21 protein-coding genes are annotated in these 24408 nt (G+C 64.7%); 12 read left to right on the top strand and 9 right to left on the bottom strand.

From position 1 onward, the window contains the following. The first annotated feature begins 58 nt into the window (after positions 1-58). The 5 genes from fba to Q7T45_RS07110 all read left to right on the top strand — a co-directional run bounded on the left by fba (position 59) and on the right by Q7T45_RS07110 (position 5115). Positions 59-1126: a class II fructose-bisphosphate aldolase gene (gene fba / locus Q7T45_RS07130; RefSeq protein WP_304869163.1), complete on the top strand. Its 1068-nt coding sequence runs from the start codon at positions 59-61 to the stop codon at positions 1124-1126. Positions 1127-1250: 124 nt separating this feature from the next. Then, positions 1251-2303, top strand: a complete 1053-nt coding sequence (locus tag Q7T45_RS07125; protein ID WP_304869161.1) for a class I fructose-bisphosphate aldolase — start codon at positions 1251-1253, stop codon at positions 2301-2303. Positions 2304-2305: 2 nt separating this feature from the next. After that, positions 2306-2986: a thiamine phosphate synthase gene (locus Q7T45_RS07120; RefSeq protein ID WP_304869159.1), complete on the top strand. Its 681-nt coding sequence runs from the start codon at positions 2306-2308 to the stop codon at positions 2984-2986. A gap of 8 nt (positions 2987-2994) precedes the next feature. Beyond that, the gene (locus tag Q7T45_RS07115) at positions 2995-4110 is read left to right on the top strand and encodes a tetratricopeptide repeat protein (RefSeq protein WP_304869157.1); all 1116 of its coding nucleotides are present in this window, start codon (positions 2995-2997) and stop codon (positions 4108-4110) included. A 210-nt stretch (positions 4111-4320) separates the two neighbouring features. Then, the gene (locus Q7T45_RS07110) at positions 4321-5115 is read left to right on the top strand and encodes an inositol monophosphatase family protein (protein WP_304869155.1); all 795 of its coding nucleotides are present in this window, start codon (positions 4321-4323) and stop codon (positions 5113-5115) included. A gap of 162 nt (positions 5116-5277) precedes the next feature. On the opposite strand, the gene Q7T45_RS07105 is transcribed toward Q7T45_RS07110, so the two are convergent. The 3 genes from Q7T45_RS07105 to Q7T45_RS07095 all read right to left on the bottom strand — a co-directional run bounded on the left by Q7T45_RS07105 (position 5278) and on the right by Q7T45_RS07095 (position 10888). Then, positions 5278-8427, bottom strand: a complete 3150-nt coding sequence (locus tag Q7T45_RS07105) for a multidrug efflux RND transporter permease subunit (RefSeq protein ID WP_304869153.1) — start codon at positions 8425-8427, stop codon at positions 5278-5280. Positions 8428-8433: 6 nt separating this feature from the next. Beyond that, entirely contained in the window at positions 8434-9636 is a 1203-nt protein-coding gene (locus Q7T45_RS07100) for an efflux RND transporter periplasmic adaptor subunit (RefSeq protein ID WP_304869151.1), read from the bottom strand. A gap of 193 nt (positions 9637-9829) precedes the next feature. Next, entirely contained in the window at positions 9830-10888 is a 1059-nt protein-coding gene (locus Q7T45_RS07095; RefSeq protein ID WP_304869149.1) for a cyclopropane-fatty-acyl-phospholipid synthase family protein, read from the bottom strand. Between the two features lie 358 nt (positions 10889-11246). On the opposite strand from Q7T45_RS07095, the gene Q7T45_RS07090 reads away from it, so the two are divergent. The 3 genes from Q7T45_RS07090 (at position 11247) to Q7T45_RS07080 (ending at position 13880) form a co-directional block, all read left to right on the top strand. Continuing rightward, a complete protein-coding gene (locus tag Q7T45_RS07090; RefSeq protein WP_304869148.1) occupies positions 11247-12245 on the top strand; it encodes a flagellar motor protein MotA in 999 nt (332 codons plus the stop codon). A gap of 154 nt (positions 12246-12399) precedes the next feature. Further along, the gene (locus tag Q7T45_RS07085; RefSeq protein ID WP_304869147.1) at positions 12400-13431 is read left to right on the top strand and encodes a peptidoglycan -binding protein; all 1032 of its coding nucleotides are present in this window, start codon (positions 12400-12402) and stop codon (positions 13429-13431) included. Then, the gene (locus tag Q7T45_RS07080) at positions 13431-13880 is read left to right on the top strand and encodes a GNAT family N-acetyltransferase (protein WP_304869144.1); all 450 of its coding nucleotides are present in this window, start codon (positions 13431-13433) and stop codon (positions 13878-13880) included. Before Q7T45_RS07085 ends, Q7T45_RS07080 begins: the two co-directional genes overlap by 1 nt. Before the next feature lie 164 nt (positions 13881-14044). On the opposite strand, the gene Q7T45_RS07075 is transcribed toward Q7T45_RS07080, so the two are convergent. Next, positions 14045-15904, bottom strand: a complete 1860-nt coding sequence (locus tag Q7T45_RS07075) for an ABC transporter ATP-binding protein/permease (protein WP_304869142.1) — start codon at positions 15902-15904, stop codon at positions 14045-14047. 203 nt (positions 15905-16107) lie between these two features. Here Q7T45_RS07075 and rpmE point away from each other — a divergent pair, with 203 nt between their 5' ends. After that, positions 16108-16335, top strand: coding sequence for a 50S ribosomal protein L31 (gene rpmE / locus Q7T45_RS07070; RefSeq protein WP_304738358.1), 228 nt, complete (start codon positions 16108-16110; stop codon positions 16333-16335). Positions 16336-16431: 96 nt separating this feature from the next. Here rpmE and Q7T45_RS07065 read toward each other — a convergent pair whose 3' ends face one another. Both Q7T45_RS07065 and Q7T45_RS07060 read right to left on the bottom strand, forming a co-directional pair. After that, the gene (locus tag Q7T45_RS07065) at positions 16432-16953 is read right to left on the bottom strand and encodes a DUF1465 family protein (RefSeq protein ID WP_304869140.1); all 522 of its coding nucleotides are present in this window, start codon (positions 16951-16953) and stop codon (positions 16432-16434) included. 427 nt (positions 16954-17380) lie between these two features. Beyond that, positions 17381-17572: a DUF1192 domain-containing protein gene (locus Q7T45_RS07060; protein WP_304869138.1), complete on the bottom strand. Its 192-nt coding sequence runs from the start codon at positions 17570-17572 to the stop codon at positions 17381-17383. A gap of 104 nt (positions 17573-17676) precedes the next feature. Here Q7T45_RS07060 and Q7T45_RS07055 point away from each other — a divergent pair, with 104 nt between their 5' ends. Both Q7T45_RS07055 and Q7T45_RS07050 read left to right on the top strand, forming a co-directional pair. After that, the gene (locus Q7T45_RS07055; RefSeq protein ID WP_304869136.1) at positions 17677-18678 is read left to right on the top strand and encodes an NAD(P)H-quinone oxidoreductase; all 1002 of its coding nucleotides are present in this window, start codon (positions 17677-17679) and stop codon (positions 18676-18678) included. A gap of 119 nt (positions 18679-18797) precedes the next feature. Continuing rightward, a complete protein-coding gene (locus Q7T45_RS07050) occupies positions 18798-21674 on the top strand; it encodes an EAL domain-containing protein (protein ID WP_304869134.1) in 2877 nt (958 codons plus the stop codon). Positions 21675-21685: 11 nt separating this feature from the next. On the opposite strand, the gene Q7T45_RS07045 is transcribed toward Q7T45_RS07050, so the two are convergent. The 3 genes from Q7T45_RS07045 to Q7T45_RS07035 all read right to left on the bottom strand — a co-directional run bounded on the left by Q7T45_RS07045 (position 21686) and on the right by Q7T45_RS07035 (position 22696). Then, the gene (locus Q7T45_RS07045) at positions 21686-21979 is read right to left on the bottom strand and encodes a DUF718 domain-containing protein (RefSeq protein WP_304869132.1); all 294 of its coding nucleotides are present in this window, start codon (positions 21977-21979) and stop codon (positions 21686-21688) included. 84 nt (positions 21980-22063) lie between these two features. Beyond that, on the bottom strand, positions 22064-22417 hold the full coding sequence (locus Q7T45_RS07040) for a DUF2200 domain-containing protein (protein ID WP_304869130.1): 354 nt from the start codon (positions 22415-22417) through the stop codon (positions 22064-22066). A gap of 30 nt (positions 22418-22447) precedes the next feature. Beyond that, the gene (locus Q7T45_RS07035; RefSeq protein ID WP_304869128.1) at positions 22448-22696 is read right to left on the bottom strand and encodes a hypothetical protein; all 249 of its coding nucleotides are present in this window, start codon (positions 22694-22696) and stop codon (positions 22448-22450) included. A gap of 151 nt (positions 22697-22847) precedes the next feature. Here Q7T45_RS07035 and Q7T45_RS07030 point away from each other — a divergent pair, with 151 nt between their 5' ends. After that, entirely contained in the window at positions 22848-24332 is a 1485-nt protein-coding gene (locus Q7T45_RS07030) for a diguanylate cyclase (RefSeq protein WP_304869126.1), read from the top strand. The last annotated feature ends 76 nt before the right edge of the window (positions 24333-24408 follow it).

The raw sequence follows: 24408 nt of genomic DNA, 5'->3' as shown, positions 1-24408 counted from the left end.
ACCGTCTAGTTTGATTTTGAACCGTGACATTCGCTGTCACCACAGGAGAACGGAACACATGGCACGCATCACGTTGCGTCAATTGCTCGACCACGCGGCGGAACACGATTACGGCGTGCCGGCGTTCAACATCAACAACATGGAGCAGGCGCTCGCCATCATGGAGGCCGCCTCCAGCCTCGATGCGCCCGTCATCATCCAGGCCTCGCGCGGGGCGCGGTCCTACGCCAACGACATCATGCTGAAGCACATGATGGATGCGGTGACCGAAATCTATCCGCATATCCCGGTCTGCGTGCATCTCGATCACGGCAACGGGCCCGACACCTGCATGACCGCGATCCAGGCCGGCTTCACCTCGGTCATGATGGACGGTTCGCTGAAGGCCGATGGCAAGACCGCCGCCGACTGGGACTATAATGTCGGCGTCACCAAGACCGTCACCGACATGGCGCATCTCGGCGGCATTTCGGTGGAAGGCGAGCTCGGCGTGCTCGGCTCGCTCGAGACCGGCATGGGCGACAAGGAAGACGGCCACGGCGCCGAAGGCAAGCTCTCCCACGACCAGCTGCTGACCAATCCCGACGAAGCCGTGAAATTCGTCAAGGAGACAAAAGTCGACGCGCTGGCGATCGCGATGGGCACCTCGCACGGCGCCTACAAGTTCACCCGCAAGCCGGATGGCGATATCCTCGCCATGAACGTGATCGAGGAAATCCACCGCAAGCTGCCGAACACGCATCTGGTGATGCACGGCTCGTCCTCGGTGCCGCAGGAGCTGCAGGACATCATCAACGCCAATGGCGGCAAGATGAAGCCGACCTGGGGCGTGCCGGTCGCCGAGATCCAGCGCGGCATCAAGAACGGCGTCCGCAAGATCAACATCGACACCGACAACCGGATGGCGATGACCGGACAGATCCGGAAAGTGCTGAAGGACAACCCGGAAGAATTCGATCCGCGCAAATATCTCAAGCCGGCGATGGAAGCGATGGCGAAGCTCTGCAAGCAGCGGCTGCAGGAGTTCAACACCGCGGGTCAGGCCGGCAAGATCAAGCGGGTGCTGACCACGGCCGAAATGGCCAAGCGTTACATCAAGGGTGAACTCGACCCGAAAGTGGCGTGACCGGTAGCCGGCAGGCCCTCCCCCGCGCCGCGCCGTTTTCCTTCGGTTTTCTGGACGGTTTCTTGGGTTTTGCCCGAGAACCGTCTATTTTGATCCGCAACACCGTGCTCGGGAGGACGCACCGATGAATCTCGCCGATCTGAACAAAATTGCCCTGGCCATGGTGGCGTCGGGCAAGGGAATCCTCGCCGCCGACGAATCGTCCGGCACCATCAAGAAGCGCTTCGACGCCATCAAGGTCGAGTCGACCGAGCAGTCGCGTCGCGACTATCGCGAAATGCTGTTCCGCTCCTCAGAGGCGATGCGCCAGTACATCTCCGGCGTCATCCTCTATGACGAAACCATCTGGCAGGACGCCGCCGACGGCACGCCGCTGGTCAGACTGATCGAACAGTCCGGCGCCATCCCCGGCATCAAGGTCGACGAGGGCACCCAGGCCCTGCCGGGCTGCCCCGGCGAACTGGTCACCGCGGGGCTGGACAAGCTCGCCGAGCGGCTGAAGAAATATTACGAGCGCGGCGCGCGTTTCGCCAAATGGCGCGCGGTGATCGATATCGGCGAGGGCACTGGCGGCCCGGGCGTTCCAAGCATGACCGCGATCCATGTCAACGCCCATGCGCTGGCGCGCTACGCCGCCCTTTGCCAGGCCGCGCAGATCGTGCCGATCGTCGAGCCGGAAGTCCTGATGGACGGCGGCCACGATATCGACCGCTGCTTTGACGTGACGCAGCGCGTGCTCAACAAGACGTTCCAGGAATTGCGGGTTCAGCGCGTCGCGCTGGAAGGCATGATCCTGAAACCCAACATGGTCATTTCAGGCAAGAAGTGCGCAAGACAGGCCTCGGTCGAGGAGGTCGCGGAGAAGACCATCCGGCTGCTGAAGGCCTGCGTGCCGGCCGCGGTGCCCGGCATCGCCTTCCTGTCCGGCGGACAATCCGACGAGGACGCGACCGCGCATTTGAGCGCGATGAACCGGCTCGGCGGCCTGAATGGTAACCTTCCCTGGCAGCTCACCTTCTCCTATGGCCGGGCGCTGCAGGCGGCGCCGCAGAAGGCGTGGTCGGGCAAGGCGGAGAACGTCGCCGCCGGCCAACGCGCCTTCACCCATCGCGCGCGGATGAATTCGCTCGCGAGCAAGGGCGAATGGCAGGCCGATCTCGAGAAGAAGGCGGCATAGATTTGGCCACTAAACCCGTTCCGCCGCGCCCCGTGCCGCGTCTCTATCTCGCGACGCCGGAGGTGGACGATCCCGCGGCGCTATTGGCCAGCCTTCCCGGCCTGCTGGCGGGTGCCGACATCGCCGCGGTGCTGCTGCGCCTGAAACCGACCGACCAGCGCACCATGATCTCCAGGATCAAGGCGCTGGCGCCGGTGATCCAGGACGGCGGGGCGGCCCTGCTGCTCGACGGCCATGTCGAGATGGTCGCCCGCGCCGGCGCCGACGGCGCGCATGTGACCGGCATCGAGGCGCTGGCGGAGGCGATACCGTCGCTGAAACCCGATCGTATCGCCGGCGTCGGCGGACTGCCGACACGGCACGATTCGATGGCCGCGGGCGAGGCCGGCGCGGATTACGTGCTGTTCGGCGAACCGGATGCGCAAGGGCAGAGGCCCGCGGTCGAGGCGATCGCCGAACGGCTGGAATGGTGGGCCGAGCTGTTCGAGCCGCCCTGCATCGGCTATGCGGCGTCGCTGGAGGAAGCCCGCGAATTCGCCGCCGCCGGCGCGGATTTCGTCCTGGTCGGCGATTTCATCTGGGCCGATCCAAGAGGTGCTGCGGCGGCACTCGAGGACGCGGAACAGACCATCAGGCAAGCGCACGCCGCCACGTCCGGAAAAGTCAAAGCCGAACAGGGATAACGCCGGAAATGAAGATCCTGCGCGCCCTATCGATCCCGACGATTTTTCTGGCGGGTTTGCTGATGCTCCCGGCAAGCGGCATGGCGCAGACTCCGCTGCTGCCGCCGCCCGGCGCGCCAAAGCCGTTGCTGCCGCCCCCCGGGATGCCGGCGCCGGTGGCGCCAGCGAAGAAGGACAAGCCGAAGCCGCCGGTGGCTGCCAAAAAGCCCGCGCCGGGCGCGACGCCGAAGCCGACGGCAACGCCGGCGCCGACCGCGACCGTCACGCCCGCCCCCGTGTTCGATGACCCCAACGTCGACCTGGTGTTCGGCGCCTACCAGCGCGGCCAATACAAGACCGCGTTCGATCTGGCGACCAACCGCGCGCAGTTCAACGGCGATCCCAAGGCGATGACCATGCTCGGCGAGCTCTACGCCAATGGGCTGGGCGTCAAGCGCGACTACGCCAAGGCCGCCGAGTGGTACAAGCGCGCCGGCGACGGCGGCGACCGCGAGGGCATGTTCGCGCTCGCCATGTTCCGGCTTTCCGGACGCGGCGGCCCGGTCAACCGCGAGGAGGCGGTAAAGCTGCTGGCGTCCGCGGCCAAGCTCGGCAATCCCAAGGCGGCCTATAATCTGGCGCTGCTCTATCTGGACGGGCAGACGCTGCCGCAGGACGTCAAACGTGCTGCGGAGCTGCTGCGCGTCGCCGCCGACGCCGGCAATCCGGAAGCGCAATACGCGCTCGCCACCTTCTACAAGGAGGGCACCGGCGTGCCCAAAGACCTCGAAAAGGCGGCGCGGCTGCTGCAGGCGGCTTCCCTGGCCGGCAATGTCGACGCCGAGGTCGAATACGCGATCGCGCTGTTCAACGGCACCGGAGCCCCGAAAAACGAGGCGGCCGCGGTGGCTCTGCTGAGCAAGGCCGCCAGACAGAACAGCCCGATCGCCCAGAACCGTCTCGCGCGCGTGCTGGTGTACGGACTGGGCGCACCAATGGACAAGATCGAGGGGCTGAAATGGCACATTGTTGCGAAAACCGCCGGCAAAGGCGATCCCGCGCTCGATGAGGCGCTTGCCGCCCTCAGCCCCGAAGACCGCACCAAGGCCCAGGATGCCGCCCGCAAATGGCTCGGCACCAAATGATCCGCCTTGACGCCACCACACCGGCAGGGCACCCACTCTGATCTCACCTCTCCCCCTTGGGGAGAGGTCGGCGCTCACGGCGATGCGAAGCATCGTCCGGAAAGCGCCGGGTGAGGGGATTTGAACCTCGCTGACACCATAACCCCTCACCCCTGCCCTCTCCCAACGGGAGAGGGGGCGCACCTTCAGCGCTGAAACACCGGCGGTACCATGCTGCAATCAGCCCTTATGAACGTCATGGTCAAGGCCGCGCGCCGCGCCGGCCGCAGCCTCAGGCGCGACCTCGGCGAGATCGAGAACCTGCAGGTGTCGCTGAAGGGACCGGCCAATTTCGTCTCGCTGGCCGACAAGCGCGCCGAGGAAATGCTGCTGACCGACCTCCTGAAGGCGCGGCCGGGTTACGGCTTCATCGGCGAGGAAGGCGGAACGCGGGTCGGCGACGACAAGACCCATACCTGGATCGTCGACCCGCTCGACGGCACCACCAACTTCCTGCACGGCATTCCGCAATTCGCGATCTCGATCGGCCTGCAGCGCGAGGGCGTCATCATCGCCGGGGTGATCTACAATCCCGCCAATGACGAGCTCTACACCGCCGAGCGCGGCAAGGGCGCCTTCCTCAACGACCAGCGGCTGCGCGTCGCCGGCCGCCGCCAGCTCGGCGACTGCGTAATCGCCTGCGGCCTGCCGCATATCGGCCGCGGCGACCACGAGCTGTCGCGGCTGGAAATGACCGCAATCCAGAACAAGGTGGCGGGCCTGCGCCGGTTCGGCGCCGCCTCCCTCGACATGGCCTTCGTCGCCGCCGGCCGCCTCGACGGCTACTGGGAACGCAACCTGCAGCCCTGGGACATGGCAGCCGGCCAGATCATCATCCGCGAAGCCGGCGGCACGGTGAGTGGGATTGAGGGTGACGATGATCCGCTGAAGAGCGGCAACGTGGTGTGCGGCAATGAGTTTATTCATGCCGAGCTGGTGAAGATTTTGAAGCCGCTGGGGAAGTAGAGGCTACCCGACAATCGTTCAGCCGTTTTCGCTGTCATCATCCGCGAAAGCGGATGATCCAGTACGCTGCGACGACAACGTCCAACCGCAGCATCACGGAGTACTGGATGCCCGCCTTCGCAGGCATGACGAGTGAGATTGCGGGACGCGCCCCGCGCTTCTCTACTGCTTCGACGCTTCCGCCGTGCCCTTCGCCTCGCTCGCCTTCGCCACGACCTCCCGATCCCCCGCCAGCACCCGCTGCACCACGACGAAGAACACCGGCACCATCAGCAGCGCCAGGATCACCACGGCGATCATGCCGCCCATCACGCTGGTGCCCAGCGCCTGCTGGCTGGCGCCGCCGGCGCCGGAGGCGATCACCATCGGCAGCACGCCGCAGACGAAGGCGAGGCCGGTCATCAGGATCGGGCGGAAGCGTAAGGTACAGGCTTCGACCGTGGCTTCGATCAGCGGTTTGCCCTGGGCGCGCAGATCCTTTGCAAACTCGATGATGAGGATGGCGTCCTTGGCGGCGAGGCCGATGATGGTGATCAGGCCGACCGTGAAATAGACGTCGTTGGGCAGGCCGCGCATGGTCGCCGCCAGCACCGCGCCGCAGATGCCGAGCGGCACCGTCAGCAGCACCGCCAGCGGAATGGTCCAGCTTTCATAGAGCGCGGCGAGGCAGAGGAACACCACCAGCAATGACAGAGCCAGCAGGATCGGCGCCTGCGAGCCCGACAGCTTTTCCTGCAGGCTTTGCCCGGTCCACTCGAAGCCGAAGCCGCGCGGCAGCCGGCCCGCGAGCCGCTCCATCTCGGCGATGGCGTCGCCGGAGGTGAAGCCGGGTTTGGCCTCGCCGCTGATGCGCACCGCGGGGTAGTAATTGAATCCGGCGATCTGGGTCGGGCCTTTCGACCACTCCACCGTGGTGAATGCGGACAACGGCACCAGCTGGCCGCGGCTGTTCTTGACGTTGTAATTGAGAATGTCGTCGGCGTTCATGCGGCTGGTGTCGACGGCCTGCACGATCACCCGCTGCATCCGGCCGCGGTTCGGAAAGTCGTTGATGTAGTTCGATCCGAGATTGGTCGAGATCGTGTTGTTGATGTCCTCGAAGGTGACGCCAAAGGCGCCGGCCTTCTCGCGGTCGATCGTCAGGTTGACCTGCGGTCCCGCCGGCAGGCCCTCGACGAAGACCTTCTGCAGCACCCGGCTCGCATTGGCTTCCGAGATCAGGCGGTCGGCGGCGGCGACCAGCGCCGGATAGCCCTTCTGGCCGCGGTCCTGCAGGCGGAAGGAGAATCCGGAGGAATTGCCGAGATTGTCGATCGGCGGCGGCTGCAGCGCGGAAATCTTGGCGTCGCGAATCGAGGACAGTTCACGGTTGACGTCGGCGACGATGGCGGCCGCGGAATCCTTCGCCGGACGGTCCGACCAGTCCTTCAGCGTGATGAAAGCCTGCGCGGTGTTGATGCCCTGGCCGAGAAAGCTGAAGCCGGTGAGGAACGTGACGTTCTCGACGCCCGAGCGCTGCGCCAGATATTTTTCGACCTTTTCGACCGCGGCCTCGGTCCGCGCATACGAGGCATCGGCCGGCGTCTGCACGTCGGTGGTGATAAATCCCTGATCGTCGACGGGGAGAAAGCCGCCGGGCAGGCGAAGGAAGCCCCAGCTCAGTCCGATCAGCAACGCGGCGTAAATCAGCATCAGTCGTCCGGTGCGCTGCAGCGACCAGCCCACGGTGCCGGCATAGCGCACCTTGACGCTTTCGAGCCCGCGATTGAACCAGCCGAACACGCCCTTGCGGGCGTGACCGTGGCCTGCCGTGACCGGCTTCAGCAGCGTCGCGCACAAGGCCGGCGTCAGCGACAGCGCCAGCAGCGCGGAGAAGCCGATGGCCGCGACCATGGTGACCGAGAACTGGCGATAGATGATGCCGACCGATCCCGGGAAGAACGCCATCGGCAGGAACACGGCGATCAGCACCAGCGTGATGCCGATGATGGCGCTCGATATCTGCGACATCGCCTTGCGGGTGGCTTCCTTCGGCGGCAGCCCCTCCTCCGACATGATGCGCTCGACGTTCTCGACCACGACGATGGCGTCGTCGACGAGGATACCGACCGCCAGCACCATGCCGAACATCGTCAGCATGTTGATCGAATCGCCCGCGGCCAGCAGGATCGCGCAGGTGCCGAGCAGCGCCACCGGCACCACGATGGTGGGAATGATGGTGTAGCGGATGTTCTGCAGGAACAGGAACATCACGATGAACACCAGCACCACCGCCTCGACCAGCGTCATCAGCACCTTCTCGATCGACGCCTTCACGACAGGGGTGATGTTGTAGGGAATTTCGTAGGCGATGTTGGCCGGAAAGAACTTCGACAGCTCCTTCATCTTGGCTTCGACCGCGCTGGCGGTGGCCAGCGCATTGCCGCTCGGCGACAGCAGCACCGAGAGACCGGCGGTCGGCTGGCCGTTGAGCCGGGTGTTGAACTGGTAGCTCAACCCGCCGATCTCGATCCGGGCGACGTCGCGCAAGCGCACCGTCGAACCATCCGCATTGGCACGCAGGATGATGGCGCCGAATTCGTCCGGCGAGGAGAGCTGGCCCTTGACCAGCACCAGCGCCGAGATCTTCTGCTCGGGCGTGCTGGGCTCGGCGCCGATGCTGCCCGAGGCCACCTGGGCATTCTGCGCCGTGATCGCCTTGTTGACGTCGTCGACCGTGAGGCCATAGCCGACCAGCCTGGCGGGATCGATCCAGATCCTTAAGGACCGCTCGGTGGAGTAGAGCGTGGCGCGGCCGACGCCGGGAATGCGCCTGATTTCGCCGAGCACGCTGCGGATCATGAAATCGCCGAGACCGACTTCATCGAGGCTCTTGTCGGTCGACTTCAGCGTGATGATCTGCAGCACCGCGCTGGAGGCTTCCTCGATCAGGATGCCCTGCTGGATCACCGCGCGGGGAAGCCGCGCCTCGACGCGCTTGATGCGGTTCTGCACTTCGACCGACGCCGTTCCGGTGTCGGTGCCGGGCACGAAGTTGGCGATGATCTCGACCTGCCCCAGCGAATCGCTGGTGGATTCGAAGTTCAGGATGCCGTTGGCGCCGTTCAGCTCCTCCTCGATCAGCCGCGTCACGCTGTTGTAGAGGTTTTCCGGCGAGGCGCCGGGATAGCTGGTCGAGATCGAGATCGAGGGCGGCGCGATGATCGGATACTGCGCCACCGCCAGCAGCGGAATCGAGATGGCGCCGATCAGACAGATGAAAAGCGCGACGACCCAGGCGAAGATCGGCCTGTCGATGAAAAAACTGGGCATCGACCGTTACCGGTGCGCTTGCTTGGTCTGCCTTGCCGTTGCGGTGTCGGCCGAGGCGTCGCCTTCGGTAAACAGCTGCGGCCTGACCTTGTCGCCGGCGGCGAACTTCTGGAAGCCCTCGACCACGACCTTGTCGCCGGCCTTCAGCCCTTCGGTCACGAACCACTGGCCGTCCTGCATCGATCCGGTGCGCACCGGCTGCACCACGACGCGGTTGTCATCCTTGACCACGAACACTTCGCTGCCGCCGCCGCCGTTGCGCTGGATCGCCTGCTGCGGCAAGGCGATCGCATCGGTGTCGATGCCCTGCTCGATCAGCACGCGGACATACATGCCCGGCAACAGCTCGCGCTTCGGATTGGGAAATTCGCCGCGCAACGTCACCTGCCCGGTATGGGCATCCACCCTGGCGTCCGAGAACAGCAGTTTGCCGGGCGAGGCGTAGACCGTGCCGTCATCCAGCACCAGGCGAACCCTGGCCATGTCGGGCGCGATGCGATCGAGTTCGCCGCTCTCGAGCGAGCGCCGCAGCTGATTGAGCTCGGTGACCGATTGCGTGAAGTCGGCATAGATCGGATCCAGCTGCTGAATGGTCGCGAGATTGGTCTCGTTCTGCACCACGAGCGCGCCTTCGCTGACCAGCGCCGCACCGACGACCCCGTGGATCGGGGCGCGGATCGTGGCGTAGCTCAGATTGAGTTTGGCGCGCGCGACTTCGGCCTTGCGTCCCTCGACCTCGGCTTCGGCCTGCCGCATGTTGCCGATGGCTTTTTCATTCTCGGCCTCGGAGGTGGCTTTCTGGCTGGTCAGGGTCGCAATTCGCCGCGCCTGCTGCGACGCTTGGTCGAATGCTGCAACGGCCTTGGCGAGCGCCGCCTCGCTGGACTGCACTTCGACCTCGAACGGCCGCGAATCGATCCGGTAGAGCGGATCGCCGGCATGGACCTCGCTGCCCTGATTGAACAGGCGCTCGATGACGATGCCGGAGACGCGCGGACGCACGTCGGAAACCCGGGTCGGCGCGACGCGTCCCGGCAATTCGCGCACCAGCGCGCGGGACTGTGGTCTGATGGAGACGATACTGACGTCGGGATCGGAGGTCTGGGCTGCCGCGACCGCGGAGGAAGGTTCATCGCAGCCGGCGAGAAGCGGCGCCATCGCAGCTAACATCAAGGCGATGCCTGCCGATTGCACACGAAATCCAGTCATGAAAGTGATGGCCCCAAGTTGTGAGTTCGGCGCGGATTGCGTTTCCGGCCGGCGCGGGCCGCAACGACACCGCTCTCTTGGGATCAAGTTAGATCAGTCTTGCTGCAATGCAATACGTTTCGCGGCGGCCCAATGTCACAGTCCGGTATAGCGTTGAACAAACAGTATTTTCCGATCTTCACTCGATCGTGAATCAGTTCGAATCCCGCCTTGAGACAGGAGTTCCATCGGCCGCCTTCATGCGATAATGGCTGACGCCCCATTCGCTGCCTTCGGCGTAACCGAACAGCCCCGATGTGGCGAGGAAGAACCAGCGCCAGCGCCGCATCCACAGCGGCGTATCGTTGCCGTACACGCCGCGCAGGATGCCCTCGATCTCGTCATGGTGCGCGTCGAAATTGGCCAGCCAGCCGAGCGCGGTGCGCTGATAATGCGTGCCGCTCCAGCGCCATTCCTTCTCGATCTCGAACAGGTCGGCATATTGCCGGATCAAATGATGGCTCGGCATCATCCCGCCGGAGAAGAAATGCTGCGCGACCCAGTCTTCCCCGTCGGCGCGATCGAACAAATAGGCGCCCGAGCGATGGGTGAAGATGTGCATGAAGAAGCGCCCGCCGGGCTTGAGCCATGACCGCACCCGAATCATCAATTCGCGCCAGTTCATGATGTGCTCGAACATTTCAACCGACACGATGCGGTCGAACTGCCGCCCCGGGTCGAACACGTTCATGTCGGCGGTGACCACGCGAACATTCTTCAGTCCGCGCGATGCCGCCGCCTGCTCGATATATTCGCGCTGCGACGGCGAATTCGACACCGCGGTGATCTCGGCGTTGGGAAACCGCCGCGCCATCGACAGCGCCAGCGAACCCCAGCCGCAGCCGAGTTCGAGGATCGCCTGCCCGTCGGCGAGATCGGCGTGCTCGATGGTCTGGCGCAGCGCTTCTTCCTCGGCCTCCTGCAGCGTCGATGCCGGCTCCTTGTAGAAACATGACGAGTATTTGCGGTTCGGACCGAGCACCTGCGCAAAGAATGTTGCCGGCACCTGATAATGCCGGGCATCGGCTTCGCCGGTGTGATCGGCGATGGCGCGTGCCGACATGGCGCCAGCGAACGCCGCGTCGCTCTCCGCGCCGGCGCTGGCGAGCCGCGTTGCGGTGCGCGAGCACAGCCGCTGGATCGCGGCGCGTATGATGACGTCAGGCAGCGGCACCCGTTCGGCCGTGCCGATCATTCTGGAAACGAAGCTCATGTGACCGCTCCCTTGTGTCGTGGCAGACATCGCGAAGGTCGTCGGTGATTCCCGTCCTTCGCACTGCAATATGGCAACCCAGCCGCAGCGGCCGGATCGCCACCAGGGCTGCGATCCGCCATTGCCGAGGGTCGCGAGCGACAGCGCGAGCGCTCCGGGCTACCAAACTGTCATGCGAAATCCCTGATATCCGCGCTAGACACCGCACATTCATGAACTACGCTCCTAACCAAGCCCCGGTTTCACCCTGGGTTCCACAGTCCACCCCGGATCCGGGGCGTATCTGAGCTTTTCTCCCGGTCCTGCTGTGCCATATTCAGGCTCGAAACCGGTTCCTCGCAACGGATGACACCGACAAATGCCTGCAGGCCCCTCTTCCCGCTCCGCGATGGAGACTGAACTGAACAAACTGTCCTCGCCCCGGATCTTCCTGGTGCGGATGGTGGTGTTCCTGGTGCTGTGCACCCTGCTGATGGTGGTGCTCTATAAGCAGATCATGGCGGCGTTTTTCGCCAATCCGGGTCTCAACGCGCTGATCGGCGCGGTGCTCCTGATCGGCATCATCCTGTCGTTCCGCCAGGTGGTCCGGCTCTATCCGGAGGTCGCCTGGGTCAACAATTTCCGGATCTCCGATCCCGGCCTCGCGGTCGAGCGGCATCCCACCTTGCTGGCGCCGATGGCGGCGATCCTCGGCGGCGAACGCACCGGGCGGATGACGATCTCGCAGCAGACCATGCGGCATCTCTTGGATTCGATCGCCACACGGCTCGACGAGGCCCGCGACATCTCCCGCTACATGACCGGCCTTCTGGTCTTCCTCGGGCTGCTCGGCACCTTCTGGGGCCTGATCGAGACCGTCGGTTCGGTCGGCAAGGTGATCGAGGGGCTGAAGGTCGGCGGCGACGCCGGCTCGCTGTTCGACACCCTCAAGGAGGGCCTGGCGGCGCCACTGAGCGGCATGGGCATTTCGTTTTCGTCGTCGCTGTTCGGCCTCGCCGGTTCGCTGATCCTGGGCTTCCTCGACCTGCAATCGAGCCAGGCGCAAAACCGCTTCTATACCGACCTCGAGGACTGGCTGGCCTCCACGGTGCGCGAATATACCCGCGAAGGCACCGGCGGCCCCGGCGGCGAGCTTCAGGCCGCGGTCGAACGGTTGCGGCTGACCCTCGAAGAGGGCGGCGCGAGCCGCGGCACCACCGCGGCGATGGCCAACCTCGCCGAAGCCATCCAGGGCCTGGTCACGCATATGCGGACCGAGCAGCAGATGATCCGCGAATGGGCCGACGGCCAGGGCGAGCAGAACCGCGAAATCAAGAAACTGCTCGAGCGGATCGCGCGCCAGCCCGAGAAGAATTGACTGGGAGTGACGTGCCCCGGACGCAGCGCAGCATGCAATGATGCGCTGCTGAGCCGGGGCCCATGCTTCGTCGGATGTTGTTATGGGTCCCGGCTGTGCGGAGCAGCGCGAAGAGCGCTGCACCGCGTCCGGGACACGAGATTGGAGACTTCTGATGGCCCTCGCCCGTACCCGCCGCAACGATTCCGGATTCAACTACTGGCCGGGCTTCGTCGATGCGCTGTCGACGCTGGTGCTCTCGATCGTGTTCCTGCTGTCGGTGTTCCTGGTGGTGCAGTTCTTCCTGTCGCAGGAAGTCACCGGCAAGGACAAGGCGCTGGAGCAGCTCAACGCCAAGCTGGCGCAGCTCAGCGAAATGCTGTCGCTGGAAAAGCTCGGCAAGCTCAATCTCGACGACCAGCTGTCGCAGCTGCGTGCGGGACTGTCCTCGGCGGAAGCCGAGCGCGACCGGGTCAAGGGCCTCTATGACGGGCTTGCCGGCGCCGGCAGCGACGCCGCCGGCCGCGCCAGCGAACTCAACAAGGCGCTGGATTCCGAAAAACAGGTGACCTCGCGGGCGCTGGCGCAGATCGAGGTCCTGAACCAGCAGATCAGCGCGCTGCGCCGCCAGCTGGCGGCGCTGGAGGAAGCGCTCGAGGTATCGGAGAAGCGCGACAGGGAATCGCAAGGGCGGATCGCCGATCTCGGACAGCGGCTGAACGTGGCGCTGGCGCAGCGGGTGCAGGAACTGTCGCGCTACCGTTCGGAATTCTTCGGCCGCCTGCGCGCCATTCTCGGCAACCGGCCGGACATCCGCATCGTTGGCGACCGTTTTGTGTTCCAGTCCGAAGTGTTCTTCGACACCGGCCAGGCCTTGCTGCTGCCCGAAGGCCGCGCCGAGCTGGACAAACTGGCGAGCGCGCTGACCGAGCTGGACAAGCAGATTCCCGCCGAGATCGCCTGGGTGCTGCGGGTCGACGGCCATACCGACGTGCGGCCGATTCTGAACAGCCCGGTGTTCAAATCGAACTGGGAATTGTCGTCGGCGCGCGCGATCTCGGTGGTGCAGTATCTGGTCTCGCTCGGCGTGCCGGCGCAGCGGCTGGTGGCGGCAGGCTTCGCCGAATTCCAGCCGCTCGACACCGCGACGACCGAAGAAGCCTACAAGCGCAACCGTCGCATCGAGCTGAAGCTGACGGAACGGTAGTGGCAGAAAAGTTTCAGCTTCGCCCGTATCGCGCCGACGACGAGGACGCCACGATCGCGCTGTGGCTCGAGACCTGGCGGCTCGCCTATCCCTCGATCGATTTCGACGCCCGCGTGGACTGGTGGCGCGAACGCTGGCGCAACGAACTGGTGCCCAACGCAGCGATCGTTGTTGCCGAACAGGCCGGCGCATTGGTTGGCTTCGTCACCATCGATGCTTCGGGCTATCTCGATCAGTTGGTGGTCGCGCCCGACCACTGGGGATCAAAGCTTGCCACCATGCTGGTCGATGAAGCCAAGCGCTTGTCCCCCGATGGCGTCACGTTGAAGGTCAACGCCGACAACAACAGGGCCATCCGCTTCTACGAGCGCAACGGATTTGTCCATGCGGGAGAGGATGTGAACCCGGGGTCGAAGCGACTGGTGCTGAAGATGGCGTGGAAGCCGTAGCGTTCTTCTTCCCTTCTCCCCTTGTGGGAGAAGGTGGCGCGAAGCGCCGGATGAGGGGTCTCTATCCCCAAGCAGACTACCCGTTGAGCCAACCCCTCACCCGTCCGCGATGCTGCGCATCGCGTCCACCCTCTCCCACAAGGGGAGAGGGGAAGAAAGAAACCTCACACCCCCTCGAACTGCAACCTTGCCAGTCTCGCATAAAGCCCGCCCGCGGCGACCAGCTCCGCGTGGGTGCCCTGTTCGACGATGCGGCCCTGGTCCATCACCATGATGCGGTCGCAGGACAGTACGGTGGCCAGCCGGTGCGCGATGACGAGCGTGGTGCGGTGGCGCATCAATTCTTCCAGCGCGGTCTGCACCAGGGTCTCGCTCTCGGCATCGAGCGACGAGGTCGCCTCATCCAGCAACAGCAGCGGCGCATCGCGCAGGATCGCGCGCGCGATGGCGATGCGCTGGCGCTGGCCGCCCGACAGCGTCACGCCGCGCTCGCGGAGCTGCGCCTCGAAGCCGCCGGGCAGCCGGCGGATGAATTCGCTGGCATGGGCCAGGTCCGCGGCGTGCTCGACTTCCGCATCCGTCGCGTCAGGCCGGCCGAAGCGGATGTTGTCGCGCGCGGAGGCTGCGAACACCACGGAGTCCTGCGGCACCAGCGCGATGCGGGCGCGCAACTCCCGCGGATCGGCCGCCCTGACCGGCACGCCGTCGAACGAGATCGCGCCGGAAGCCGGATCGTAGAAACGCAGCAGAAGATGAAACAGCGTGCTCTTGCCGGCGCCCGACGGGCCGACGATCGCAACCTTCTCGCCGGCGCGCACGGTGAGCGAAACGCCATCAACCGCCAGCGCATCCGGCCGGGTCGGATAGGCGAAGCTGACCTTGTCGAAACCGACGTCGCCGCGTGCCGGCTGTGGCATCGCGCGCGGCGACGCCGGTACTGCGATCGCCGACTTGACGCGGAGGATCTCGAACAACCGCTCCGAGGCGCCCGACGCCGCCGACAGCTCGCCCCAGACCTCGCTGAGCTGGCCGAGGCCGGCGGCGGCGAACGCCGCATACAGCACGAACTGGCCGAGCCTGCCCGGCGTGATCGAGCCGGTCAGCACGTCGTTCGATCCGACCCAGAGAATCGCCACCACGCTGGAGAACACGATGAAGATGATGACCGCGGTGAGAACCGCCCGCGCCCGGGTCGAACTGCGCGCCGCGGCATAGGCCTGTTCGACCTCGCCGCCGAACCGCGCATTGGCCAGCCCCTCGCTGGTGTAGGCCTGCACGGTCCTGATCGCGCCGATCAGTTCCGATGCATAGGATGTGGCTTCCGCCAGCGTATCCTGGGCGTTGCGCGACAGCCGCCGCACCCAGCGCCCGAACGCGACCAGCGGAATCACGATCACCGGGATCGCCAGCAGCACGAAGCCCGACAACCGGGGGCTGGTGATCACCATCATCGCGGTAGCGCCGATGAACAGCATCAGGTTGCGCAGCGCGATCGACACCGAGGCGCCGACCGCCGACTTGATTTGCGTGGTGTCGGCGGTCAGCCGCGAGATCAGTTCGCCCGAGCGCGCCGAATCGAAGAAGGCCGGCGACAGCGAAATCAGATGCGCGAACACGTCGCGCCTGAGATCGGCGACGATGCGCTCGCCGATGGTCATGACCAGGTAGAATCGCGCCGCACTGGCCCCGGCCAGCACCGCGACCAGCGCGATCATGACGCTGAAATAGGAATTGATCATGGCGATGCCTTCGGGCGAGAGCCCGAAGTCGATCATCCGCCGCACCGCGATCGGCACCAGCAGGGTCGTGATCGCCGCAATGGTGAGCGAGATGAAGGCCAGAATGGCGCGGCCGCGGTAGCGCCCCACATAGGGCATCAGCGCCAGCAGCGGGCGAAGCCTCGCGCTGCTTTTGGCCGGCAGTTCCGTCAGTCCGGCCTCGACGGAGGGTGCCTCTGCGAGCGCCAGATCGCGCGGCGGCGGCGTCTCGCCACGCCGCTCTTCAAGCCGTTCCACTGCGCTCATGAGATCCGGACCAATCGCTTTGCCAGCCACCAGATAGGCCCAGGCGCCGACGCTGGCAAATCCGGTAACATACTAATGCGGGATCCCCCGGGGGGCGGGGGCCGAACTTGGCTTGTTTTGGGGGCCTTGCTGCGTTATAGAGCGGCCCAAATCCGTCCCCACAGCCATCGATAGACAGGCGCCGGCGCGCCGAAGGATCTGCCATGAAAGCCGAAATTCACCCGGAATATCATATGATTACGGTCGTCATGACCGATGGCACCGAGTACCAGACAAGGTCCACCTGGGGCAAGGAAGGCGACAAGCTGAACCTCGATATCGACTCCAAGTCGCACCCGGCCTGGATCGGCGGCGCCCAGCAGATGCTCGATCGCGGCGGCCGCGTGTCCCGGTTCCAGAAGAAGTTTTCGGGCTTCCTCAAGAAGGATTGAGGGCTTTCAGGCCGCTCGCCTGATGCAGACATCAAAACGCCCCGGCTCGCGCCGGGGCGTTTTTCGTTGGGAATAGGGTCAGTCGATGCCGCGGCGTCAGCCGCTCTGGCGTTCGAACGCCGCCTTCAGGCGATTGAGCTGCGGCACCAGGGGATTGCCGATCGAGGCGCGTTCGGCCGCCGGCGCATGGATCGTGGTATCGAGGCGGCGGACCTTGGTCTGCAGCGCCATCGATCGGGCGATCAGCTCCTGCAATTGCAGCGGCAGCTTTTCGATGATGTCGTCCGGGCCGGGGTCGGCGGCCGAGAGCTTGACCTTGGTCTTTTCGCGGTTGGCCTGGCCCAGCGTCATCTCGCCTTCCTTGACCGCGCGGTGCAACAGCAGCCATGACGCCAGCTGCATCAGGCGGGTGGTCAGCCGCATGCTTTCGGTGGCGTAAGTCAGGCTGACGGAGCGGTCGAGCGCCTTCGCCTCGGTGCGGCCGACGCCGTCGAGATAGGCGGCGGTCTCCTCGACCAGATCCATGCCTTCGCGGAACAGGGTACCAAACGCCGCCGAGTTGGTGAGCCTCTCGCTGAACTGGACGAGAGCGGTTTCGCTTTGCGAACGGTCGGACATGGTTAACGCCTCACGCAACTGTTTACGCCGCCGGCTTGAATGGGCGCCGGCTTATGATGAACAAATCATTACGCGCCGGCCGGCGAGAGTCCAGCCGCAAGCGCTTTTATGGTTTCCAGTGAGGTACCGCGGACGCCAAAAAAAGAGCCGCCATTTCTGGCGGCTTTTGAAGTTGATAACAGGGAGGCGTCAAACAGAGTGGACAGGAGCCACTCGGTGTCCAAACAAGGACAATCAGAGTCATAATCGAGAAAGCTTAATGGACCGTAAATGAGCGGTTCTGTTCACGATTCCTTTGCCATGTCGGCCATTGGCCGAGGCCTGCGCCCCGAATGCGTTGCGCCCCGCCCTCTCATCCGTCGTCCCGGACAAGTGAGCGCAAGCGAACGCCGATCCGGGACGACGAGAGGGAGATCGAACTCAGTTCCTACGTCTTGAAAAAACTGTTCGCCGCATCCTTCGACGCGCGCTTCTTGGTCATCGCCGTCTGCAGCCGCTCGATCTCCGACGTCATCAGCGCGACGCGCTCGGCCAACTCCTCGACCGACAGCAACGACAGGTCCTGCCCGATCTCGTGGGTGACTTTCTTTCTCGGCTTGTCGTCGTCCTCGATAGCCATGCGTTACCTCGTGCTCAGCATTTTGGGGAGGCGGTTGCCAGCCGGAGCGCGGCTGGCTAATCAGGTGCCTCTTCGAATTTCCCATCCTGGCCCAAGGAAACACCATGGAAAAGCTGCCCGCGCAAATGACCGTCGTCGGCATCAGCAAGCCCGGCGGTCCCGAGGTTCTGGTGCCCGAGACCCGCGCGCTCCCGGTGCCGGGTCCCGGTGAAATCCTGGTCAAGGTAAAGGCCGCGGGCGTCAACCGCCCCGACGTCGCGCAGCGCTCCGGCGCCTATCCGCCGCCGCCCGGCGCCAGCGACCTGCCCGGTCTGGAAATTGCCGGCGAAGTGGTCGCGCTCGGCGCGGGCTCCGTCAGGCACAAGCTCGGCGACAAGGTAATGTCGCTGGTGGCCGGCGGCGGCTACGCGCAATATTGCATCGCACAGGACGCCCAGGCGATGGCGGTGCCGCCCGCTCTGTCGATGCAGGAAGCCGGCGCCATCCCGGAAACCCTGATGACCGTCTGGCACAATGTGTTCGAGCGTGGCGCGTTGAAGCCCGGCGAGACCTTGCTGATCCATGGCGGCTCGTCCGGCATCGGCACCATGGCGATCCAATTGGCAAAAGCGCTCGGCTCCAGGGTGATCGTCACCGTGGGATCGAAGGACAAGGCCGATGCCTGCACCAAACTCGGCGCTGACCTCGCCATCAACTACAAGACCGAGGACTTCGTCGAGGCCACGAAGAAGGCGACCAATGGCGCCGGCGCCAATGTCATTCTCGACATGGTCGGCGGCGACTATATCGACCGCAACTACGATGCCGCCGCGGTCGACGGCCGCATCGTCCAGATCGCGTTCCTGAGCGGGACGCCCAAGGCCACCGTTAACTTCTCCAAGGTGATGGTGAAGCGGCTGGTTCACACCGGCTCGACGCTGCGCCCCCGCAGCAATGCGGACAAGGCGGCGATGGTGGCCGCGATCGAGGCCAGGGTGATGCCGCTGTTGCGCGACGGCAGGGTCAAACCCGTCATGGACAGTACATTCCCGCTGGAAAAGGCCGCCGACGCCCATCGGCGCATGGAGACCAGCGAACATATTGGCAAAATTGTGTTGGCGGTTTAACGCTGTTGCGCGATGCGCAGCCGGAAACCCTTTGATTTCCCTCACTTTCATGTCATTTATCGCGCAACGCCGGTCGACCAGCTTCGCCCGGACATGTGACTGATTGCGGAGAACTGACATTGCGTCTGATCAGGTGCCTTGCGCCCCTCGCGCTGGGCCTCATGATTGTTGCCGCCGCGCCTTCGGCGCGCGCTGTCGACGCGGTCAGCGTTCGCAGTGACGCGCCCGCAATCGATCTCACCGCGATCCTCAGTCATCAGCGCAGCGATGCCGACCGCATCCAGGTTTCCACCGCGCCGGGCACCGACGGCATCGTCCGCCGCATCGAAGTCCGCGCCCGCGAAGGCGGCCAGAACTGGGTGGTGTTCGCGCTCGCCAACAACACCGACGACCAGCTCGACCGCCTGATCGTCGCGCCGCATTATCGCATCGTGTCGTCGGGGTTGCTGTGGCCCGATCTCGGACTGTCGCGCATCGCCACCATCACGCCGTCGACCGGCGACCGTCCCGAGAAACAGGAGAGCGCGACCGCGGACATCTTCCGCATCACGCTCGATCCCGGCGCCGTCATCACCTTCGTCGCGGAGCTGCGCACCGATAAATTGCCGCAGCTCTATTTGTGGGAACCGGACGCCTACAAGGACAAGGTCAATTCGTTCACCCTGTACCAGGGCATCGTGATCGGCATTTCCGGCCTGCTGGCGCTGGTGCTGACCATCCTGTTCGTGGTCAAGGGCAGCATCATGTTCCCCGCCGCCGCCGCATTGGCATGGGCGGTGCTGGTCTATATCGGCGTCGATTTCGGCTTCTGGGGCAAGGTGCTCGACATGTCGAACAACGCCGAGCGCGTCTGGCGCGCGGCGGGCGAAGCGATCCTGGCGGCGACGCTATTGGTGTTCCTGTTCGCCTATCTCAACCTCAGCCGCTGGCATGTGCGCTATTCCCACATCACCGTGGGCTGGCTGACCTTTCTCGGCTCGCTGGTGGCGCTGGCGCTGTTCGATCCGGCCGTGGCCTCCGGCATCGCGCGGATGTCGCTGGTGCTGATCGCCTTCGCGGGTTTTGCCCTCATCGTCTATCTCTCGACCCACGGGTTCGACCGCGCGGTGCTGCTGATCCCGACCTGGTTCCTCCTCGTGGTGTGGGTGATTGCGGCCGGCATGACGGTGGCGGGCTCCGTCACCAACGACATCGTCGGCCCTGCCTTGCTCGGCGGCCTCGTGCTGATCGTGATGCTGATCGGATTTACCGTGATGCAGCACGCTTTTGCCGGCGGCGGCGCCACCACGGGTGTCGTTTCCGACGTCGAGCGCCGGGCGCTGGCGCTGACCGGCTCGGGCGACCTGATCTGGGACTGGGACGTCTCGGCCGACAAGGTGTTTACCAGCCCCGAAACCGAGCAATTGCTCGGCCTCAAGCGCGGCACGCTGGAAGGCCCCGCCGCGAAATGGCTCGAGGTGCTGCACCCGCTCGACCAGGACCGATTCCGCGCGGCACTGGACAGCGTGCTGGACCAGCGCCGCGGCCGGCTGGTGCAGGATTTCAGGCTGCGCACACCGGACGGCCACTTCATGTGGTTTGCGCTCAAGGCGCGCCCGGTAGTCGGCTCCGACGGCGAGGTTTCCCGCGTGGTCGGAACGCTCACCGACGTCACCGAGCAGAAGAATGCCGAAGAGCGCATGCTGCACGATTCCGTGCATGACAATCTCACGGGCTTGCCGAACCGCAAGCTGTTCATCGACCGCCTCGGCGCGGTCGCCAATTTCGCCAAGACCATGCCGAACCTGCGGCCGACGCTGATGGTGATCGACCTCGATCGCTTCAAGCAGGTCAACGATTCCGTAGGGATCGCGGTCGGCGATTCGATCCTGCTGACGCTGGCGCGGCGGCTGACCCGCATCCTCAAGCCGCAGGACACGCTGGCGCGGCTCGCCGGCGACCAGTTCGGCCTGATCCTGATGTCGGAGCAGGACCCGGCGCGCATCACCGCCTTCGCCGAGACCATCCGCAAGACCATCCGCGCCCCGATCGCCTTCAACGACCGCGAGATCTTCCTGACCGCCTCGATTGGCCTCGCGCTGTCCGATCCGCAGACGCAATTGTCCGAAGAGATCATCAAGGACGCCGAGCTCGCGATGTACCATTCCAAGCGGATCGGCGGCGACCGCATCGACGTCTACAAGCCGGCGATGCGCGCGCGCAAGACCGACCGGCTGACGCTGGAAAGCGAATTGCGCCGCGCCATCGAGCGCAAGGAAATCACCATTCTGTACCAGCCGATCGTGCGGCTGGAAGATCGTTCGATCGCCGGTTTCGAGGCGCTGGCGCGCTGGGACCACCCGAAACTCGGACGCATGTCGCCGGTGGAATTCATCTCGATCGCCGAGGAAATCGGCCTGATCGTCGATCTCGGCATGTTCGTGCTGGACGAAACGGCAAAGCAGCTGGCGATCTGGCAACGCGCGATGCGCTCGCGCGAGCCGATCTTTGCCAGCGTCAACGTCTCGTCGCGTCAGCTGCTGCGGCACGATTTGATCCACGACATCCGCACCGTGCTGTCGCGCTCCTCGGTGGCCCGCGGCACGCTGAAGCTAGAACTGACGGAATCGCTGGTGATGGAAAATCCCGAGCACGCCGCGCAGATGCTGACCCGGATCCGCGAACTCGGCACCGGGCTGTCGCTGGACGATTTCGGCACCGGCCATTCCTCGCTGGCCTATCTGCAGCGCTTCCCGTTCGACACCATCAAGATCGACCAGTCCTTCGTGCGCACCACCAGCCGCGGCACCCGCCCGGTGATCCTGAAATCGATCATCGCGCTGGCGCACGACCTCGGCATGGACGTGGTGGCGGAAGGCGCCGAGACCGACTCGGACGCCGTCGAACTCTATCAATTGGGCTGCGAATACGCCCAGGGCTTTGCGTTCGGCGAGCCGATGGATGCGGATGCCGCGATGCGGCTGTTGACGGAAGAGCGGCTGGAGGCGGCGAGCTAGGCAGGGCCGCCTCAGAGATCTAGTACGACAGCGCCAGAAACGGCATCGGTAATACCGCGTCCGCCGCCCTGGTCCTCGAGCAGCGACCTGAAACTGTCGAGCGTCTTGATCATCGCCGGCCGTGCGGCAACCATCGCTTCCTGGCTGGACCAGACACCGATCAGGCAGAAGGTCTGCTCGCCGGTCTTGATGATGTGCCCGCTCTCCAGGCCGGGCCATCGGGCCTTGCCGTTGCGGTGCGCATCGAGGAAGGCGGCTTCCTCGCCAGCCTTCACCTTGAACTTGACGACATTGTAAACCTGCATGACGGGCTCCAAAAAATGCGTTGAGGCGGGTCCGTGCGTGGTATCAAGCGCCTTTCGGCCGACGTCCGCTTCGGCCGCTCAGGATCATTCCTTTCGCAGAATTTTATCCATTGTTTTTCCCTTCGCCAACTCGTCGATCAGTTTATCCAGGTAGCGAATTTCCCGCATCGTTGGCTCCTGGACATCCTCCACCCGGACACCGCAGACCATGCCTTTGATCAAGGCGCGCGAAGGATTGATCTTCGGAGCCTTTGCAAAGAAGGTTTCAAAGTCGGTCCGTTTTTCAAGCTGTGTTTCGAGCTGCTTTTGACCATAGCCGGTCAGCCAGGAGATGATCTCATCAACCTCGGCTTTGGTGCGTCCTTTTTTCTCTGCTTTCGCAACGTAGTGCGGATAGACGCTGGCGAAACTCGTCCTATAGATCCGGTGTTTTGCCATGGGTGCTCCAGGGGTCCCTAACCTTGTCGCTCACTTCATCTTCTTGAACCGCACGCTCTTGCCGTCCGCCAGCCGCGTCGCGATGTAGCCGCCGGCGAGGCAGGCTTCGCGTTGCGGCATCTTTTCCTGCGGGCTGCGCAGCGTTTCCCACCACGATGCGCGGTGCGCGGCGCGCGGCAGCGCGGCATCGATGATCTCCTCGATCTTTTCGAAGCTCAGTACGAATTCGGGCAGTGTCTGCTGTTTCAGGTAATCGCGCAGCGGGTCGTAATCGTTCACTTTTTGCCTCGGTGGTTCGTCTGCCCGGAAGGGCCCCGGACCCGCATTTTCCGGGTTCCAGTCAACGAATCGTTAACTCATTACCGCGTCGCTGTCGCCACTTAAGCCTGCGGCAACGAATCCGGTGCATTCAGAGTATCTGGAGCGAACCATGCGATTTGGATGGCGCAAGGAGGGGGCCAGGCGGCCCTGGCGGCTATCGGCGAAACTGCTGATCATCTCGTCGGTCGCGACGGTGATCGGCTTCTCCGCGATTTGCGCCAACGTCATGCTCGACATGCGCCGCGGCGAGGAAGCGCTGGCGCGCCAGATGCTGGAGAATCTCGCATCCGGCGTCGATTCCGACATCAACCGCAATATCGAGCTCTACGACCTGTCGCTGCGCGCCGCCGCCAGCAACATGATCCTGCCGGAAATCAAGGAGCTCAGCAAACCTATCCTGCACCTGATCCTGTTCGACCGTGCCGCCAGCGCCAGGCATTTCGGCGCGCTGCAGGTGTTCGACGCTGCGGGAGAACTGACCATCGATGCGTCGACGCTCGATCCGCGGAAGGAAAATCGCGGCGACGAAGAATACTTCCGGGTCCACCGGGACAATCCCGACTCCGGCCTTTTCATCAGCAAGCCCATGCTGCACCGCAGCGCCTATGCCATCGTGCTCAGCCGGCGCATCACCGACCAGGATGGAGGCTTTCTCGGCGTGGTCGCGGGCTCGATCCGCTTCAGCTATTTCCATGACCTGTTCGGCCGCCTGAGCCTCGGCCCTGACGATACCATCACCGTGCTGCGCCAGGACCGCACCATCATCATGCGCCGGCCATTCGACCTCGACATCATCGGCAAGAATTTGGCGGACCGGGCGAGCTGGAACCCGGCCAACATGAACAGCGGATCGTATGCGGGGGCCGGCCCCGTCGATCCGATACCGCGGCTGTATGTCCGGCATAATGGCGCGGGCCCGCTCAACGTCGTGGTCGGAAAGCCCCTGGACAGCATACTGAGCCTGTGGCGGACCGAGGCGATCCGGATCGCCGCGATCGTGGCGGCGCTGATCGTGTTCGTGCTCGGCGTGACCCTTTTTCTCGCCCGTGAAATCGGCCGCCGCGCCGAGGCGGAGGACAAGCTCGAGGAGCTTGCGACGACCGATGCGCTCACCGGATTGACGAACCGCCGCAAGTTCGATGCCTCGATCGATGCCGAATGGCGGCGCGCCACGCGTCAGAAAATTCCGGTGGGGCTGTTGATGATCGATGCCGATCACTTCAAGGTCTACAACGACACCTTCGGGCATCAGGCCGGCGATGAGGCGCTGATCGGCGTCGCCATCTGCATCTCGGATTCGGTGCGGCGCGCCGGCGATTGCGCCGCGCGTTACGGCGGCGAGGAATTTGCCGTGCTGCTGCCGGCGCTGTCGGCCGAAGAAGCGCTGGCGGTGGCCGAAACCATCCGGCTGAAAGTCGAGCAATGGTCCGACCACACCACGGTCAGCATCGGCGTCGCCAGCCTGACGCCAGGTGTCAGCCAGGATTGGTCCGAACTGGTCGGAGCCGCCGACAAGGCGCTCTACGCGGCCAAGGCCGGCGGCCGCAACCGGTGCGTGGTCGCCACCGTGCCGCAGCTTTCGCTGGTGGCGTAGGCGCGCTCTTCGACCTTGCCCGTAGCCCGGATGGAGCTCTTGCGAAATCCGGGACCCGTCCCGATCCGCTCCCGGA

This window comes from Bradyrhizobium sp. (genome assembly GCF_030646015.1).
Lineage (GTDB): Bacteria > Pseudomonadota > Alphaproteobacteria > Rhizobiales > Xanthobacteraceae > Bradyrhizobium.
The sequence above is the reverse complement of the archived record's forward strand: the minus strand, read 5'-3'. Positions and strand labels throughout refer to the sequence as shown.

Excerpts from the sequence above, each read along its gene's own strand:
- fba (WP_304869163.1), top strand. The coding sequence starts at position 59 with ATGGCACGCATCACGTTGCGTCAATTGCTCGACCACGCGGCGGAACAC.
- Q7T45_RS07125 (WP_304869161.1), top strand. The coding sequence starts at position 1,251 with ATGAATCTCGCCGATCTGAACAAAATTGCCCTGGCCATGGTGGCGTCG.
- Q7T45_RS07115 (WP_304869157.1), top strand. The coding sequence starts at position 2,995 with ATGAAGATCCTGCGCGCCCTATCGATCCCGACGATTTTTCTGGCGGGT.
- Q7T45_RS07110 (WP_304869155.1), top strand. The coding sequence starts at position 4,321 with ATGCTGCAATCAGCCCTTATGAACGTCATGGTCAAGGCCGCGCGCCGC.
- Q7T45_RS07105 (WP_304869153.1), bottom strand. The coding sequence starts at position 8,427 with ATGCCCAGTTTTTTCATCGACAGGCCGATCTTCGCCTGGGTCGTCGCG.
- Q7T45_RS07100 (WP_304869151.1), bottom strand. The coding sequence starts at position 9,636 with ATGACTGGATTTCGTGTGCAATCGGCAGGCATCGCCTTGATGTTAGCT.
- Q7T45_RS07095 (WP_304869149.1), bottom strand. The coding sequence starts at position 10,888 with ATGAGCTTCGTTTCCAGAATGATCGGCACGGCCGAACGGGTGCCGCTG.
- Q7T45_RS07090 (WP_304869148.1), top strand. The coding sequence starts at position 11,247 with ATGCCTGCAGGCCCCTCTTCCCGCTCCGCGATGGAGACTGAACTGAAC.
- Q7T45_RS07085 (WP_304869147.1), top strand. The coding sequence starts at position 12,400 with ATGGCCCTCGCCCGTACCCGCCGCAACGATTCCGGATTCAACTACTGG.
- Q7T45_RS07075 (WP_304869142.1), bottom strand. The coding sequence starts at position 15,904 with ATGAGCGCAGTGGAACGGCTTGAAGAGCGGCGTGGCGAGACGCCGCCG.
- rpmE (WP_304738358.1), top strand. The coding sequence starts at position 16,108 with ATGAAAGCCGAAATTCACCCGGAATATCATATGATTACGGTCGTCATG.
- Q7T45_RS07065 (WP_304869140.1), bottom strand. The coding sequence starts at position 16,953 with ATGTCCGACCGTTCGCAAAGCGAAACCGCTCTCGTCCAGTTCAGCGAG.
- Q7T45_RS07060 (WP_304869138.1), bottom strand. The coding sequence starts at position 17,572 with ATGGCTATCGAGGACGACGACAAGCCGAGAAAGAAAGTCACCCACGAG.
- Q7T45_RS07055 (WP_304869136.1), top strand. The coding sequence starts at position 17,677 with ATGGAAAAGCTGCCCGCGCAAATGACCGTCGTCGGCATCAGCAAGCCC.
- Q7T45_RS07045 (WP_304869132.1), bottom strand. The coding sequence starts at position 21,979 with ATGCAGGTTTACAATGTCGTCAAGTTCAAGGTGAAGGCTGGCGAGGAA.
- Q7T45_RS07040 (WP_304869130.1), bottom strand. The coding sequence starts at position 22,417 with ATGGCAAAACACCGGATCTATAGGACGAGTTTCGCCAGCGTCTATCCG.
- Q7T45_RS07030 (WP_304869126.1), top strand. The coding sequence starts at position 22,848 with ATGCGATTTGGATGGCGCAAGGAGGGGGCCAGGCGGCCCTGGCGGCTA.